The sequence below is a fragment of the Caballeronia hypogeia genome, assembly GCF_001544875.2.
GTDB lineage: Bacteria > Pseudomonadota > Gammaproteobacteria > Burkholderiales > Burkholderiaceae > Caballeronia > Caballeronia hypogeia.
In genome coordinates, this window is sequence record NZ_FCOA02000012.1 from 169,062 (window position 1) to 184,654 (window position 15,593).

At 65.4% G+C, this 15,593-nt stretch carries 12 protein-coding genes, 1 other RNA gene and 1 pseudogene; 5 read left to right on the forward strand and 9 right to left on the reverse strand.

The window, feature by feature from the left end; genetic code table 11:
• Positions 1-13: 13 nt before the first annotated feature.
• Together AWB79_RS38915 and AWB79_RS19345 are read right to left on the reverse strand one after the other, a co-directional pair.
• Positions 14-520, reverse strand: a pseudogene (locus tag AWB79_RS38915) (chromate transporter); the annotation flags it as partial.
• Positions 521-575: 55 nt separating this feature from the next.
• A complete protein-coding gene (locus AWB79_RS19345; protein WP_096031567.1) occupies positions 576-2,426 on the reverse strand; it encodes a tetratricopeptide repeat protein in 1,851 nt (616 codons plus the stop codon).
• An 84-nt stretch (positions 2,427-2,510) separates the two neighbouring features.
• On the opposite strand from AWB79_RS19345, the gene AWB79_RS19350 reads away from it, so the two are divergent.
• From AWB79_RS19350 to AWB79_RS19360, 3 genes are all read left to right on the forward strand, one after another.
• On the forward strand, positions 2,511-2,900 hold the full coding sequence (locus AWB79_RS19350; protein WP_232470933.1) for an ArsR/SmtB family transcription factor: 390 nt from the start codon (positions 2,511-2,513) through the stop codon (positions 2,898-2,900).
• A gap of 13 nt (positions 2,901-2,913) precedes the next feature.
• On the forward strand, positions 2,914-3,963 hold the full coding sequence (locus tag AWB79_RS19355) for a cation diffusion facilitator family transporter (RefSeq protein WP_061169040.1): 1,050 nt from the start codon (positions 2,914-2,916) through the stop codon (positions 3,961-3,963).
• A gap of 69 nt (positions 3,964-4,032) precedes the next feature.
• Positions 4,033-5,769 (forward strand): FAD-dependent monooxygenase, encoded by a 1,737-nt coding sequence (locus tag AWB79_RS19360; RefSeq protein WP_061169041.1) that lies wholly within the window; start codon positions 4,033-4,035, stop codon positions 5,767-5,769.
• A gap of 62 nt (positions 5,770-5,831) precedes the next feature.
• Here the strand turns inward: AWB79_RS19360 and AWB79_RS19365 are convergent, their stop codons facing one another.
• The 4 genes from AWB79_RS19365 to AWB79_RS19380 are packed head-to-tail and all read right to left on the reverse strand — an operon-like array spanning position 5,832 to position 11,080.
• A complete protein-coding gene (locus AWB79_RS19365) occupies positions 5,832-6,077 on the reverse strand; it encodes a formate dehydrogenase subunit delta (RefSeq protein ID WP_061169042.1) in 246 nt (81 codons plus the stop codon).
• Between the two features lie 3 nt (positions 6,078-6,080).
• Complete coding sequence (gene fdhF / locus AWB79_RS19370) at positions 6,081-9,011, reverse strand: formate dehydrogenase subunit alpha (protein WP_061169043.1); 2,931 nt, start codon at positions 9,009-9,011, stop codon at positions 6,081-6,083.
• Between the two features lie 18 nt (positions 9,012-9,029).
• On the reverse strand, positions 9,030-10,586 hold the full coding sequence (locus AWB79_RS19375) for a formate dehydrogenase beta subunit (protein ID WP_061169044.1): 1,557 nt from the start codon (positions 10,584-10,586) through the stop codon (positions 9,030-9,032).
• Positions 10,583-11,080, reverse strand: coding sequence for an NAD(P)H-dependent oxidoreductase subunit E (locus tag AWB79_RS19380; RefSeq protein ID WP_061169045.1), 498 nt, complete (start codon positions 11,078-11,080; stop codon positions 10,583-10,585). Before AWB79_RS19380 ends, AWB79_RS19375 begins: the two co-directional genes overlap by 4 nt.
• Positions 11,081-11,208: 128 nt before the next feature.
• Here AWB79_RS19380 and AWB79_RS19385 point away from each other — a divergent pair, with 128 nt between their 5' ends.
• Complete coding sequence (locus AWB79_RS19385; RefSeq protein WP_061169046.1) at positions 11,209-12,291, forward strand: substrate-binding domain-containing protein; 1,083 nt, start codon at positions 11,209-11,211, stop codon at positions 12,289-12,291.
• 118 nt (positions 12,292-12,409) lie between these two features.
• The gene (locus AWB79_RS19390) at positions 12,410-12,679 is read left to right on the forward strand and encodes a hypothetical protein (RefSeq protein WP_061169047.1); all 270 of its coding nucleotides are present in this window, start codon (positions 12,410-12,412) and stop codon (positions 12,677-12,679) included.
• Positions 12,680-13,560: 881 nt separating this feature from the next.
• Here the strand turns inward: AWB79_RS19390 and ssrA are convergent.
• The 3 genes from ssrA to ubiG all read right to left on the reverse strand — a co-directional run bounded on the left by ssrA (position 13,561) and on the right by ubiG (position 15,476).
• Positions 13,561-13,919, reverse strand: a transfer-messenger RNA (tmRNA) gene (gene ssrA / locus AWB79_RS19400).
• Positions 13,920-14,008: 89 nt separating this feature from the next.
• On the reverse strand, positions 14,009-14,773 hold the full coding sequence (gph, locus tag AWB79_RS19405; RefSeq protein WP_061169091.1) for a phosphoglycolate phosphatase: 765 nt from the start codon (positions 14,771-14,773) through the stop codon (positions 14,009-14,011).
• Between the two features lie 4 nt (positions 14,774-14,777).
• Positions 14,778-15,476 (reverse strand): bifunctional 2-polyprenyl-6-hydroxyphenol methylase/3-demethylubiquinol 3-O-methyltransferase UbiG, encoded by a 699-nt coding sequence (ubiG, locus tag AWB79_RS19410; RefSeq protein WP_061169049.1) that lies wholly within the window; start codon positions 15,474-15,476, stop codon positions 14,778-14,780.
• Positions 15,477-15,593: the final 117 nt, after the last annotated feature.

The following is a 15,593-nucleotide window of genomic DNA, read 5'->3' on the forward strand; positions in this document are numbered from 1 at the left end:
CACATCCAGAGTGCTTGGCGATGCCCAGCAGCGAGCAGAGCCCCACGATCGCCAGGGGCGGCGTTCGCCAGCGGACGCGCAGAACGAAAGCTGCGGCCGCGATGACGAAATCGGAAGCCGAATGCACGGCGCTCGTCGATACGGGTGAATACAGCGCGCTCGCCGTCAAGCCGACGACGGCAGCGTTCCGGCCCGCCAAGGCGGCGGCCATGTTCGGGCGAGCGCGCAAAGTCTGCCGGAAGGGGAGCGACGCGACCACGAGCAGCATGCCAGGAACAAAGATGCCGAGCGTTGCGATCGCGGAGCCGAGTCAGCGATCGGCCGCCTGGTTCATCGACCATCCGAGAAACGCGGCGAAGCTGAACAGCGGACCGGGAACGGCTTGGACGGCGCCGTATCAGGCGAGGAACGCGTTTGGCGAAACCCATCCGGCATCCACCGTGCGTTGTTGTAGCAATGGCAAAGCGACATGCCCGCCGCCGAACACGAGCGCTCCGGAACGATAGAAGCCTTCGAACACGAAGAGACCGCGCGCCCGACACTTCGCTCGTGGTTGTCCGGCTTGGCGAAAGTTTCTACGACACAAGCGCCGCGGCGATCTCCGCGATGACCGCCTGCCAGTCTCCCGGCGCCGGCTGGCGCACGAGCCGCACGCCCGGATACCACGCGCTCCGGTCCGAGTCGACGCCCCAGCGCCAGTCGGCGGCGTGGGGCAGCATGACGAAGGCCGGCTTGCCGAGCGCGCCCGCCAGGTGCGCGACTGACGTATCCACCGATACCACCGCGTCCAGCCGGTCGACGATCGCGCCTGTATCCGCGAAATTCTCGAGATGTCCGTCCATGAGATGGATCGCGCCCGCATTGGGATGCGCGCGCAGCACGTCGCGCTCGCGCCCGGTGACCAACGGCTGCAGCACGATCCAGTCGATGCCTTCGAGCGCGAACAGCGGCGCGAGCGCATCGACGGGTGCGGAGCGCGTCTCGCCCGGCTGAATCCGCCCGGACCACGCGATGCCGATCTTGCGCCGGTGCTGGCCGCCGATCGAACCGCGCCACTTGCGCCGGTAATCTGCAGGCACGACGAGATACGGCGCGCGCGCAGGAATCGCGTCGGGCGAACTCATGCCGAGCGCGAGCGGCAGGCTGAGCAGCGGACAGAATGCGTCCGCGCGCGCAGGAGCGTCGTCCGATTTGCTTTTCAGTTCGACGCGCGCCGCGTGCGCCGCCGGCGCAAGGAGCGGCACGAGCGCGGGCTGCACCTCCAGCACGAGCTTGCCGACGCGCTTCGCGGCGAACGGCACGAAGCGCACGAACTGCAAGGTGTCGCCGAAGCCCTGCTCGGCGCGCACGAGCAGCGTGCGCACCGGCATCGGCTCGCCGTTCCAGCGCGGCAAGGACGGCGCGGGCTCGCTGCCCGGCGTCTGCAGGCGCCATTCGTAGCCGGGCAGGCCGCGCGCGTAGTCGCCCGTCGCGAGCAGCGCGAGGCCGCGATTCAGATGCGCGGCGGGCATGCCGGGGTCGAGGCGCAGCGCCTGATCGAACGCGCGCAGCGCCGCCCGATGCGCACCGAGCGCCAGTTGCGTGTTACCGAGACACAGCCACGCGACGCCGTATTTCGGATCGAGACCGATCGCGCGCTCGAAATGGGGCAAGGCTTCGTCGTGACGGCCGAGCTTGCCGAGCGCGTGGCCCAGGCCGAAGTGCGCCGGCGCGAAACGCGGCTGCAGGCGCACCGCCTTTTGCAGAGCGGGAAGGGCCTCATCCGGATGACCGTTCGCGTCGAGGAGATTGCCGAGATTGAAATGCGCCGCAGCGTAACCCGGCTCGACATCGAGCGCGGCACGAAAGTGCGAGACCGCGCCGTGTGTATCGCCGAGCGCGTTCAGCGCCATGCCGAGGTTGTTGTGCGCGCCGGCATGGCGCGGACGCAGCGCGAGCGTGCGCCTGAACGCGTGCGCCGCGTCCTTGAAGCGGCGCAGCGCAGAGAGCGCGTTGCCGAAGTTGTTCCACGCGGCGGCGTCGTTCGGCTGCAGGCGCAGCGCTTTTTCGAAGGCGTCGGCGGCGTCTTCGTGACGGCCGGCCGCCGTGTACGCGTTGCCGAGGTTGTATTGCGCGAGCGGAAAGCCCGGCGCGAGCGTGAGCGCGTTGCGAAAGCGCTCGATCGCGTCGTCGAGGCGGCCGAGCGCCTTTAGCGCATTGCCTAGGTTCAGTTGCAGGCTGGCGTCGGTCGGACGCAGATCCACCGCGCGGCGCACGAGCGCAGCTGCCTCCTCGTGCTGGCCTTGCTGATGGCGCAGCACGCCGAGGTAGTGGAGGGCATCGACGTGATGGGGTTCGACGGCGAGCGCGGCCTGATAGTCGCGCTCCGCGTCGGTCAAGCGACCGTCACGATGGGCCGCGAAACCGCGGGCGAAAACGGTGTCCATGACGGAGGGAGCTACTTCTGTCCCGGATTGCAAACCCCGCATTTTCCCACACCGGCGGCATCGCCCGGCCAAAGCGCAGTTGACATGTTGCGGAGATGGCACTTAACATGTGAACACCTATTCATATGTTTGCCAGAGATCGTGGCGTCTCCCTCCGCAGAAATCACCTCCGACGACCGCGTCGTGCCGCTCGCCGACCTGTTCCGCCTGCTTGGCGACCCGACGCGGCTGCGCATCGTGCTGGCGTGCGTCGAGCAAAGGCGCGCGGTCGGTGCGATCGCGGAATTGCTCGGGCTGTCGGCGTCGCTGGTGAGCCACCATTTGCGGTTGTTGCGCGCGGCGCGCATCGTGCGGGCGGAGCGACAGGGCAAGCAGGTGTTCTACGTGGCCGCTGACCGCCACATCAGCGCGATGCTCGGCGAGCTGCTGGAGCACATTGCGGAGCCGCAGGCCTCCGCCACGGAAATCGAGTGAGAGCCACACGCCGATGAGCACGCAACACCACGAAGAACACGATTCCCACGACGGGCACGGTCACGCCCACGCGCACGACGGCCACGATCACAAAGGCCACGGCCACGGCCACGGCCACGGCCACGGCCACGGCCACGGCCACGGCCACGGCGCGGGCGGTCATCACCATCATCACGCGCCGCAGGAAGGGCAGGGGCGCACCTTCGCGCTCGCGGTCGGCCTGAACGTGCTGATCGTCGTCGTGCAGGCGATCTACGGCGTCCTCGCGCATTCCACCGCACTCCTCGCCGACGCCGGCCACAACCTCTCCGACGTGCTCGGCCTGCTGCTCGCGTGGGGCGCCGTCTGGCTCGGCCGCCGCCGTCCGAACGAGCGCTATACCTTCGGCCTGGGCAGCTCGTCGATTCTTGCATCGCTCGCGAATGCCGCCCTGTTGCTGTTCGCGTGCGGCGCGATCGTGCTCGAAGCGATCCAGCGCCTCATCAATCCCGCGCCGGTCGCGGGACTCGACGTGTTCGTCGTCGCGACCCTCGGCATGGTCGTGAACGGTTTCTCCGCGTGGCTCTTCATGCGCGGCAGCAAGGAAGACCTCAACGTGCGCGGCGCCTTCCTGCACATGGCCGCCGATGCCGCGATCTCCGCCGCCGTCGCGGTGAGCGGTCTCGTCATCCTGTTCACGGGATGGAGCTGGCTCGACCCGCTGATGAGCCTGATCGTCGTGTCGGTCATCGTCTGGGGCACGTGGGGACTCGGGCGCGACGCGATGCGCCTCGCGATGGCGGCGGTTCCGCCGTCCGTCGATCTGGCGCGCATCGAAGGCTATCTGAAGCAGCTTCCCGGCGTGCGCGGCGTGCACGACCTGCACGTCTGGGCGCTGTCGACCACCGAGAACGCACTCACCGTGCATCTCGTGATGCCGGACGGCCATCCCGGCGACGCTTTCGTCCAGGGCGTCGTGATGACGCTGCGCCGCGATTACGCGATGCATCACGCGACCGTGCAGGTGGAGTTCGGCGGCGCCTGCGATGCCTGCGTGCTCGACGAGCGCGGCCACGCACACTGAGCGCGGGCGCGCGTCGGATCAGAAGGGGCGGGCGTACACTAGACGTCGCGACGTTTCAGGGAGGACCGCATGTTTGCGCCAAAGCTGAATCCGAACGACAAGCTGGACGTGGCGCCCGTTCTGATCGTCGGCGCCGGTCCGACGGGCCTTGCCGCCGCGATGAGCCTCGCGCGTGCACACATTCCGGTGCGGCTGGCCGACAAGGCGCGCACGCCGTCGCCGCATTCGCGCGCCATCGGCATCCAGGCGCGCACGCTCGAACTTTTCGAGCAACATCGGATCGTCAAGCCGTTTCTCGAACTCGGGCATCGGGCGCGCGTCGCGAATCTCTATTCGAACGGCCAGCGCCTCGCGCGGCTCGACTTCGATCCTTTGCAGACGCGCTATCCGTATCTGCTCTTTCTCGAACAATCGCAGACCGAACTGCTGCTCGCCGAACATCTCGCGGGGCTGCGCGTGCACATCGAGCGCGGCGTCGAACTGGTCGACGTTTCACAAGGTTCGGCCGGAGTGCAGGCCACGCTGCGTCATCCGAACGGCCGCGAAGAACTGCTGCGGCCTTCGTATCTGATCGCGGCGGACGGCGCGCATAGCTTCGTGCGGCATCGGCTGGGTATCGGCTTCGATGGCAAGACCTTCGACCAGACCTATCTGCTCGCCGATCTCCAGGCGGACTCCGACTGGCCCGACGACGAGTTCCATATCTTCGCGTCCGGCGAAGGGCTCGCCGCGCTCTTTCCGATGGGCAACGACCGCGCGCGCCTGATCGCCGATCTGCCCGCGCCCGTGGCGAGCGCGCTGAACGCCGACCGCACCAGGACCGGCCCGACGCTCGACGAATGCCGCGCGCTCATCGAGCGGCGCGTGCATCACAAGATGACGCTGTCGAACCTGACGTGGTCGTCGTATTTCCATCTCAACAGCCGCATGGTGGACCGGCTGCGCGTGGAGCGCGTCTTTCTCGCGGGCGATTCGGCGCACGTGCACAGCCCGGCCGGCGCGCAGGGCATGAACACCGGCATTCAGGAAGCCTTCAATCTCGGCTGGAAGATCGCGCGCATGCTCGCGGGCGGCGCGCCCGAGCGGCTCCTCGACAGCTATCACACCGAGCGGCATCCGATCGAGCGCGACGTGTTGCGCCAGACCAGCATGCTCACGCAGATGGCCGGCGCCGAGCATGGCCCGATGAAGCTGATGCGCGAGCACGTGATGCCGGCGCTCGCGGCGATCGGCCCGTTGCGCGACGCGATGCGGCGCACCGTGAGCGAACTGTCGATCAACTATCGCAAGAGCCCGCTCACGCTGGAACGTCTGCTCGACGGCGGCCCGCGCGCGGGGGAACGCGCACCCGATGCGCGCGTGCATGTCGTGGACGGGCCGCTCGGGCGCGTGCCGGGTGTCGGTTGTCTGTACGACCTGCATGACCCCGGCTGCTTCTCGCTGTTTCTGCTGGTGAGCCCGTCGGGCGAGGATGACATCGCGCTTGCGCCCGCGACCATCACCGTTGCGCACGCGATGCGTGACCCGGACCTCGACGGCCTCGCGAAATCCATCGAAGCGATCCTGCCGAATGCAGTGCGCATCTGGCGCATCACCGACACGCACGGCGACGGCGCGCATTCGCTCACCGACAACTACGGCCGCACGCGTCCCGCGTTCTATCTCGTGCGTCCCGATGGCTATATCGCCGCGCGCGGCCGCGCGCCATCGGATGTGCATGGCTTGCTGCGTCATTGCGAGCTGTGGTTCGGCGCACAGGACACGAGCGCCGAACGGCAGACGGAGCGCGAATATCGCGAGGACTGAAAAGCGACAAGCCCCGCGAGAGCGGGGCTTGTGCGTCGAGACAAAGAAAGCGGCCCGAAGCGTCAGGCTGGCGCCGTCTTAGGCTGCAGATCCTCCTTGTGCAGGTTCAGCGCTTCGAGCACGATCGGCTCGATCGTCGCGCTCGCTTCCGGGTTCTCCAGTGCGGCGAGAATCGCGAGCCGCATGCGCGGCTCCCAGAAGCGGCGGATATGATCCGCGATATTGTCCACCGCTTCGGCGCGATCCGGCATCGAATCGAAGAACTCGCCGATGCGGTTCGCCATCTCGATCAGGTTATCGACATCCATTGCTTATTTTCCTGAAATGGTCGGCGCGACGTCGCGCATGTTCATCAGCTCGAGCTGCTGCGTGTTGAAGCGCGAGTAGTCCTTCTGCCATTGCGACGGCTGTTCCACCGGCATGACCTGCACCGCCGTCACCTTGTACTCCGGACAGTTCGTCGCCCAGTCGGACGAATCCGTCGTGATGACGTTCGCGCCCGATTCGGGGAAGTGGAACGTCGTGTACACGACGCCCGGCTGCATGCGCTCCGAGATCTTCGCGCGCAGCACGGTCTGACCCGCGCGCGACTCGATACCCACCCAGTCGTCCATCTTGATGCCGCGATCTTCCGCGTCCACCGGATGAATCTCCAGCCGGTCCTCGTCGTGCCACTTCGAGTTCTCGGTGCGCCGCGTCTGCGCGCCGACGTTGTACTGCGACAGGATGCGCCCGGTCGTCAGCAAGAGCGGATACTTGCGCGTGACCTTCTCCGGCGTCGCGATGAACTTGGTGATGACGAAGTGTCCCTTGCCGCGCACGAATTCATCGATGTGCATGGTCGGCGTGCCGTCCGGCGCCTTCTCGTTGCACGGCCACTGAATGCTGCCCAGTTCGTCGATGCGGTCGAAGGAAACGCCATGGAACGTCGGCGTGAGACGCGCGATCTCGTCCATGATCTCGGACGGGTTCGCGTAGTTCATCTCGTAGCCGAGCGCGCGCGAGAGCTTGATCGTCACTTCCCAGTCGGAGAGGCCGGCGAGCGGCGGCATCACCTTGCGCACGCGCGAGATGCGGCGCTCGGCGTTGGTGAAGGTGCCGTCCTTCTCCAGGAAGGTCGAACCCGGCAGCAGCACGTGCGCGTACTTCGCCGTTTCGTTCAGGAAGATGTCCTGCACGACGATGCACTCCATCGACGACAGCGCCGCGCCGACATGCTGCGTGTTCGGATCGGACTGGACGATGTCCTCGCCCTGGCAATAGAGGCCCATGAAGGTGCCGTGGAGCGCGGCATCGAACATGTTCGGGATGCGCAGGCCCGGCTCCGGCTGGAGCTTCACGTCCCACGCTTCCTCGAAGAGCGAGCGCACGGCAGCGTCGCCGATATGGCGATAGCCCGGCAACTCGTGCGGGAACGAGCCCATGTCGCACGAGCCCTGCACGTTGTTCTGGCCGCGCAGCGGATTCACGCCGACGCCTTCGCGGCCGATGTTGCCCGTGGCCATCGCGAGGTTCGCGATGCCCATGACGGTCGTCGAGCCTTGCGCATGCTCGGTCACGCCGAGGCCGTAGTAGATCGCGCCGTTGCCGCCCGTCGCATAGGCGCGCGCGGCTTCGCGGACCTTGTTCGCGGGCACGCCGGTGATCGCTTCCATCGCTTCCGGCGAATTTTCCTCGCGCGCGACGAACTCGCGCCATTGATCGAACGCGCGCGCCTCGCAACGCTCGGCGATGAAATCTTCCTTCAGCAGGCCTTCCGTGACGATCACGTGCGCGAGCGAGTTGACCATCGCGACGTTCGTGCCGGGACGCAACTGCAGGTGATACTGCGCCTTCACGTGCGGCGTATCGACGATATCGATGCGGCGCGGATCGATCACGATCAGCTTGGCGCCTTCGCGCACGCGGCGCTTCAGACGCGAACCGAAGACGGGGTGGCCATCGGTCGGATTCGCGCCGATCACGATGATCACGTCCGACTGCTCGATCGACGCGAAGGTCTGCGTGCCGGCAGATTCGCCGAGCGTGGTCTTGAGGCCGTAGCCTGTCGGCGAATGGCACACGCGCGCGCAGGTGTCGACGTTGTTGTTGCCGAACGCGGCGCGCACGAGCTTCTGCACGAGATACGTCTCTTCGTTCGTGCAGCGCGACGAGGTGATGCCGCCGATCGAGTCGCGTCCGTACTTGTCCTGGATGCGGCGGAATTCGCTCGCCGCGTAGTTGATCGCTTCTTCCCACGACACTTCGCGCCACGGATCGGTGATCTTCGCGCGGATCATCGGCTTCTTGATGCGGTCCTTGTGCGTCGCGTAGCCCCATGCGAAGCGGCCCTTCACGCACGCGTGACCTTCGTTCGCCTGGCCGTTCTTGTTCGGCGTCATGCGCACGACGGTGTTGCCCTTCATCTCCGCCTTGAGCGAGCAGCCGACGCCGCAGTACGCGCAGGTCGTGATCGCCGAATGTTCGGCCTGACCGAGCATGATGACGCTCTTTTCCTGTAGCGTCGCGGTCGGGCACGCGGCGACGCACGCGCCGCACGACACGCATTCCGACTCCATGAACGGCACGTTTTCGCTCGCCGCCACGCGCGATTCGAAGCCGCGTCCCGCGATGGTCAGCGCGAACGTGCCTTGCGTTTCCTCGCACGCGCGCACGCAGCGGTTGCAGACGATGCACTTCGACGGATCGTAGGTGAAGTACGGATTCGACTCGTCCTTCTTGTCCTTCAGATGGTTCGCGCCTTCGTAGCCGTAGCGCACTTCACGCAGGCCGACCACGCCCGCCATGTCCTGCAGTTCGCAGTCGCCGTTTGCGGGGCAGGTGAGGCAGTCGAGCGGGTGATCGGAGATGTAGAGCTCCATCACGTTCTTGCGCAGCGATTGCAGCTTGTCGCTTTGCGTGCGCACTTTCATGCCGGCTTCGACCGGCGTCGTGCACGAAGCCGGGTAACCGCGCTTGCCTTCGATCTCGACGAGGCACAGACGGCACGAGCCCCACGGCTCCAGCGAATCCGTCGCGCAGAGCTTCGGCACGTTGACGCCGGCTTCGATCGACGCGCGCATCACGGAGGTGCCCGCGGGAACCGTCACGCTCTGGCCGTCGATTTCCAGCGTCACGTCGGTATCGGCATGACGCAGCGGCGTGCCGTAGTCGGTTTCGTCGAGCGGATCGCGGCGCTGCACCGACGCCGCGCTCTTGCACGCGCAGTTGCCCGAGCCGCAGCCGTTGTTGGTGTTGGACATTGTGTTGTCTCCTGTTCTTTACGCCGCTTTCTGCGCCGGCGTGCGCGGCAAGCCGAAATCTTCGGGGAAGTGATCGAGCGCGGACACGACCGGGAACGGCGTCATGCCGCCCATCGCGCAGAGCGAGCCTGACACCATCGTGTCGCACAGTTCGCGCAACAGCGTGATCTGCTTCACCGACGTGTCGCCCTCGCGGATCTTCGCGATGACTTCCTCGCCGCGTGTCGAGCCAATGCGGCACGGCGTGCATTTCCCGCACGATTCGATCGCGCAGAAGTGCATCGCGTATTGCGCGAGCTCGGCCAGGTTCGAAGTGTCGTCATGCACGACGAGACCGCCGTGGCCGACCACCGCGCCGACCTTCGCGTATTCCTCGTAGTCGATCGGAATGTCCCACTGGCTCTCGGGCAGATAAGTGCCGAGCGGGCCGCCCACCTGCACCGCGCGCGCCGGACGGCCGCTCGCCGTGCCGTCGCCGTAGGTGTAGAGGAGTTCGCGCAGCGTCACGCCGAACGCCAGTTCGACCAGTCCGCCTTGCTTCACGTTGCCTGCGATCTGGAAGGGCAGCGTGCCGCGCGAGCGGCCCATGCCGTAGTCGCGATAGAACGCCGCGCCCTTCGCGAAGATGATCGGCACGGTCGCGAGCGTGATGACGTTGTTGATCACCGTGGGCTTGCCGTACAGGCCGACCAGCGCCGGCACCGGCGGCTTCGCGCGCACGATGCCACGCTTGCCTTCGAGCGATTCGAGCAGCGCCGTTTCCTCGCCGCACACATACGAGCCCGCGCCCTTCGCGACATACAGTTCGAATGCGTGCGAGGTGCCGAGCACGCTCGCGCCGAGCCAGCCCGCGTCGCGCGCCTTTTCGATGGCGCGATTCAACGTCGCGATCGAATGCGGATATTCGCTGCGCACGTAGATGTAGCCCTTCGTCGCGCCCGTCGACACACCCGCGATGATCATGCCTTCGATCAGCATGTACGGATCGCTTTCCATGACGAGGCGGTCGGAGAAGGTGCCGGAATCGCCTTCGTCGGCATTGCAGACGATGTACTTCTGGTCCGCGTATGCCGCGCGCACGGTCTTCCACTTGATCGCCGCCGGGAACGCCGCACCGCCGCGGCCGCGCAGGCCGGATTCGAGCAGCGACTCGATCACGGCGTCGCCGTTCATGTCGAGCACGTTGCGCAAGCCTTGCAGCCCGCCGAGTGCGACGTAGTCGTCCGTCGACAGCGGGTCCGTCAAGCCGATGCGCGCGAACGTCAGGCGCTGCTGGCTCTTCAGATAAGGAATCTCGTCGACGACGCCCACGTTCTTCTCGTGCGCCTTGCCTTCGTGAAAGCCCGCATCGAACAGCGCGGCGACGTCTTCCGCTTCGACGTTCGCGTAGCCGATGCGACCTTGCTCCGTTTCCACTTCCACGAGCGGTTCGAGATAGAACAGCCCGCGTGAGCCGTTGCGCACGAGCTGCACGTCGAGCCCGCGCTTCTGCGCTTCGCTCGCGACGGCTTTGGCCACGGCTTCGGCGCCCAACGCGAGCGCCGCGGAATCGATGGGTACGTAGATGCGCGTCATGCCGTCACCTCCGTCTTGTCGCCGACCTTGGCCTGCGCGGCGGCATAAAGACGATCGAACTTCGCGGGCGTCACGCGCGCGTGCAGTTCACCGTTGATCATCATCGACGGCGACAGCGCGCACTGGCCGAGGCAATACACCGATTCGAGCTCGGTGTCTTCGGCGTGACCGCTGTCGAAGCGGCAACCCGTATGCCCTTCGATGTGTTCCTTCAGCGCTTCTGTGCCCATGCTGCGGCATGCTTCCGCGCGGCAGAGCTGCACGGTGACATGCGCGGGCGGCGCGGAACGGAAGTGGTGATAGTAGGTGATGACGCCATGCACCTCTGCTCGCGAGAGCGATAGCGCCTGCGCGAGCGGCGCGACGGTAGACTCCGGCACGTAGCCGATTTCGTCCTGGATGGCGTGAAGAATGGACATGAGCGTCGCGCCCTGTACGGCGTGGCGACGCACCAGCTCAGCGGATGCAGCGGCGGATAGCTGCGGATGTGTCATGGGGCTCCTCCAACGCTCGGCATATGTTTTGTTAGCGCATATTTGAATCGATATAATCTGGGGTGCCGAGCCTGTAAAAGAACAATAGGCGTCGTGATATATCTTGGCAATAGGAAGGGGGAGTGCATATGGTGGACGTTGAATGCCGGGCCGAACTGGTCCTGCGCGACGCCGATGGCCGGGAAACCAGTCTCAGCGCGGTTGTGCCGCTTTTGCAGCTCGTCGCTCAGACGGGAAGCATCGCGAATGCCGCGAGCGCTAAGGGTTTGTCCTATCGGCATGCATGGGGTTTGTTGCGCGAAATCGAGGTGCGTCTCGGCGGCGCGCTGATCACGAAGTCGCGCGGACGCGGTTCGGTGCTTTCGGAGCTGGGCGAGTCGGTGCTGCGTGCGCAACGCGTCTGCGGCGACCGGCTGGAGGCGCCATTGCAGGCCGTGGCGAACGAAGTCGCCGGCGAGCTGAACCGGCGGCTCTCGGGCGGCGTCAGCCAGGTGCGGATTCACGCGTCGCATGGTTATGCGGTCGCGACGCTCGTGCGCGCGCTCGGCGATCAGCGCGTGCCTGTGGACATCAAATATCGCGAGAGCGCGGAAGCGGTCAGCGCACTCGCGCGCGGCGAGTGCGAACTGGCGGGCTTCCATTTGCCGATCGGCGAATTCCGCGCGACCTGCGCCGAAATCTATCGGCCGTATCTGGACCGCAACAAGCATCAGCTGATCCGGCTCACGCGGCGCACGCAGGGACTGTTTCTGCCGAAGGGCAATCCGAAGGGCATCGCGGGCTTGCGCGATCTCGCGCGCGGCGACGTGCGCTTCGTGAACCGCCAGCCGGGCTCGGGCACGCGCATGCTGCTCGATCTGTCGCTCAGGCGCGTGGGCGTCGATCCGGATCAGATCAACGGCTACGCCACCACCGAACTCACGCACTCGGCGATCGCGGCGTTCGTCGCGAGCGGCATGGCCGATCTGGGCTTCGGCGTGCAGCCGGCCGCGCAGCATTTCGCGCTCGACTTCATTCCGATCATCGACGAGGATTATTTTTTCGCGTGCGAACGCGCTCGTCTCGACGAGGCGCGGCTCGCCTCCGTGTTGCGCATCCTGCGCAGCGACGGCTTCGCCGACAGCGTCGCGCAACTCGAAGGATACGATCCCGCGCAATGCGGCTCGCTCGTCGATGTCGACGAAGGTCTGCGCGGTGAAGTGAGCGCATAACGAAGCCTCGAAACGCGCGGTAAGAGAGTGGGGCGCGCGCGAAACTGTCATCGGCTGCAAATTGGGTTAACCTTACGGCTTGTTGTCGACTTTTCTGCTCTACGCCCGAAATACCGCCATGAAATTTTCGTTGCTCGCTTGCACTTCAGCCGCCCTTGTCGCCGGCGCCATTTACCTGGTTCCTGCCGCCTTCGCCCAGAATTCGCCGGGCGTGCCGGGCGGCGTGCTGCCAGACCAGTTTCGTCTCAACGAACATCCGCAGTTGCAGTTCGCCGCGTCCGCGCCGTCGGAAAAATTTCAGAACGGCAAATCGGCCATGCGCCGCCGTGGCGACAATGGCGACCCCAATGGCTGCAACCTCAAGTGTCCGAAGGACGGCACCAACTGAGCGCCGCTGGCTTTTGACCTGAAGCGCGGCGCGTGCCCTCGCGCGTCGCGAATACATCGTTTCTCGACCCCATCGGTTTTCCTTTGCGGCGGCGCACGGCGGCGCTCGCCTGCCGTCCACTTCTCCCGACTCGTCATCGAACCGCGACCGAAAATCACTACGTGATGGCAGGCGTTTGGTATGGCGACGGCAGTATCTTGCTTTTCTCTAATGCCGGGATTCGCGAAGAGGAGGGCGTCATCGAGATGCCCGACGACGGTGACGAGCGTGCTGGCGCGGCAATCTGGCGGCGGGTCGGCGTCGACCCGGACAGGGGACGCACGAAGAGGAGGGCGCGCGCAAAAGCCGCTCCGCCCACGTCGGAATCGCGGCTATGCCTTTGCGCATAATCTCCCCGCGAGCGTTTGCGACGCGGGCCAGTGTGCAGGAGAAAGCGGAAGATTGCGCCGCCGTCCGGAGGGTGGTCGGTGAAGCGAAGGTATGAAGGATGTGCGATGCGGCTCGCTTCGTCGCAGTCGGAAAAGGTCTCGCACGAGACGAGGACAACGTACTGGGAAGAACACCGCATCCGCGGCGGGTCGCGCATGCAATTGTCGTGATTCGTAAGGATTGGCTGGATAGCTGGCTCGCGGCAGATTTCCAAGCGCGTGACACCTGCCCGGCGGCTAACCATTGACCGAAAGCAGCATTAGGATCGCTCTGATACGAACGATTCCTTCCCCCGCCTATGCTTTACGGCGTAGTGCAGGTTGTCTCTGTCCTCACTATGTCTCTCAAGGATGTTCGCCCCGCTCCGTGCGGGGCTTTTTTTTGAGCCGATGGGCCACAAAAAACAAAAACCCGCGATGCATGTGCAATCGCGGGTTGATGCGGGGGTGTTTTGGTGGAGGCGGCGGGAATCGAACCCGCGTCCAGAAGCGCTCTACGACCAGTTCTACATACTTAGTTCTGTCTTTTGATTTAACCGCAACGACGCGGACGAACACGCTGCGTTACGGCGATTCACTAAATTTTCGACTCGGGCGTCGTGACGCCGCCAAAGCTTATCTGACGTATATGACCTCTCGTGGTATTGCTACCCTAACCCGTCAGCGAATTAGTGAGAGGACGGCTAGCCCTTAGGCTGCCAGTGCGAACGTATCGTCGTTTGCAGTTACGTTTTTCCCATTGATTAACGAGGTGACGGGTCCTCGGTATGCCCTGACCGCTTCACAACCCCTGTCGAAACCAGGTCGCCCCCAAGCGGAACCCAAATTATCCCACGAAAACTCATGTGAGGCGAATGGTGTGCTTTTCAAGCCGGCGCATTCGTCTTCCGAGTCCCGCGCGTCACGCAATATCGCGCAGCAAGTGCTGGAGTTCTTCCGGCGTATCGACCACGTGACTGGCGTGCCAGCGGCGCGGCGGAATGTTGTCCCCGCAATATCCATAGGCGGCCGCCACGGTGATCATGCCCGCCGCGAATCCGGCTTGCACGTCGCGCAGGTCGTCGCCGACATAGACAATGCGCTCCGGCGCGACATCCAGCAATTCCGCCGCGTGCAGGAGCGGCGCGGGATGCGGCTTCGAATGCGGCGTGGTGTCGCCGCACACGAGGCAACCCGCGCGCGTGTCCAGACCCAGCAGGCCAACGAGCGGCGCGGCGTACCGGGTCACCTTGTTGGTGACGATACCCCAGCGCACGCCGCGCGCATCGAGTTGATCGAGTATCTCGGCGATGCCCGGAAACAGCGTCGTCTCGATACACAGATCGGCTTCGTAATTGGCGAGGAATTCGTCGCGCATCGCGGCAAACTCATGGTGCTCCGGCCCGATCTCGAATGCGCCGCCGAGCAGACCGCGCGCGCCTGCCGACGCGAAAGGCCGCAGCGTCTCGAGTGGACGCATTTCGAGACCGCGATCGTGGCGCATCTTGTTCACCGCCGCGACGAGATCGGGCGCGGTGTCGGCGATGGTGCCGTCGAGGTCGAACAACACGGCCTGGCAGAGCCCGAGGCCATCGCCTTCGGCAACGCGCTGGGGCAGGGGCGTGGGGTCGTCGGGCAGCGGCTTGGTATCGATATTGCCCGTGGAAAGGGAATCGTCCTGGTTCATGGCGTCAGGCTTCACGGCGGCAAGCCATCATGTAGTTGATGCTCGTGTCGTTCGACAGGCCAAAGTGTTTGGAGATCGGCCGATAGGTGATGCCCTTGATGTCCACGGGCAAGAGCGACGCCGCGCGCGCGAACGTGGCGAGTTCCGACGGCTTGATGAAGCGTGCGTAGTCGTGGGTGCCCCGCGGCAGCATGCGCGCGATGTATTCCGCGCCGATGACAGCGAACAGATAAGCCTTCGCGTTGCGGTTCAGCGTGGAGAAGAAAACCCAGCCGCCCGGTTTCACGAGCGCCGCGCATGCGGCCACCGTTCCGGCGGGATTCGGCACGTGCTCGAGCATCTCCATGCAGGTGACGACATCGTAGGTACCGGGCTCACGCGCGGCGAGGGCTTCCGCCGAAATCTCCTCGTACGCGACCTCGACGCCGCTTTCGAGGCTATGCAGATCGGCGACGCCGAGCGCGCTCGACGACAGGTCGATACCTTTGACGTTCGCGCCACGCGTCGCCATCGACTCGGACAGGATGCCGCCGCCACAGCCAATGTCGAGCACCCGTTTGGCTCCAAGATGGGCGTGTGCATCGATCCAGTCGAGCCGCACCGGGTTCAGCTCGTGCAGCGGCTTGAACTCGGCGTTCGGGTCCCACCAGCGATGCGCCAGCTCGCTGAATTTCTGCAGTTCGTGGGGATCGACGTTGGTCATGTTCTGAAGTGCCTTGTTTGAGTCGTGAATCGATTAGGACCGAGTATATAGGCGACGCATGGGGCCGGCAAAAAGCCGGACGCATCAAGCCCGCCCGGTGCGCGGGATGGGCGGGTG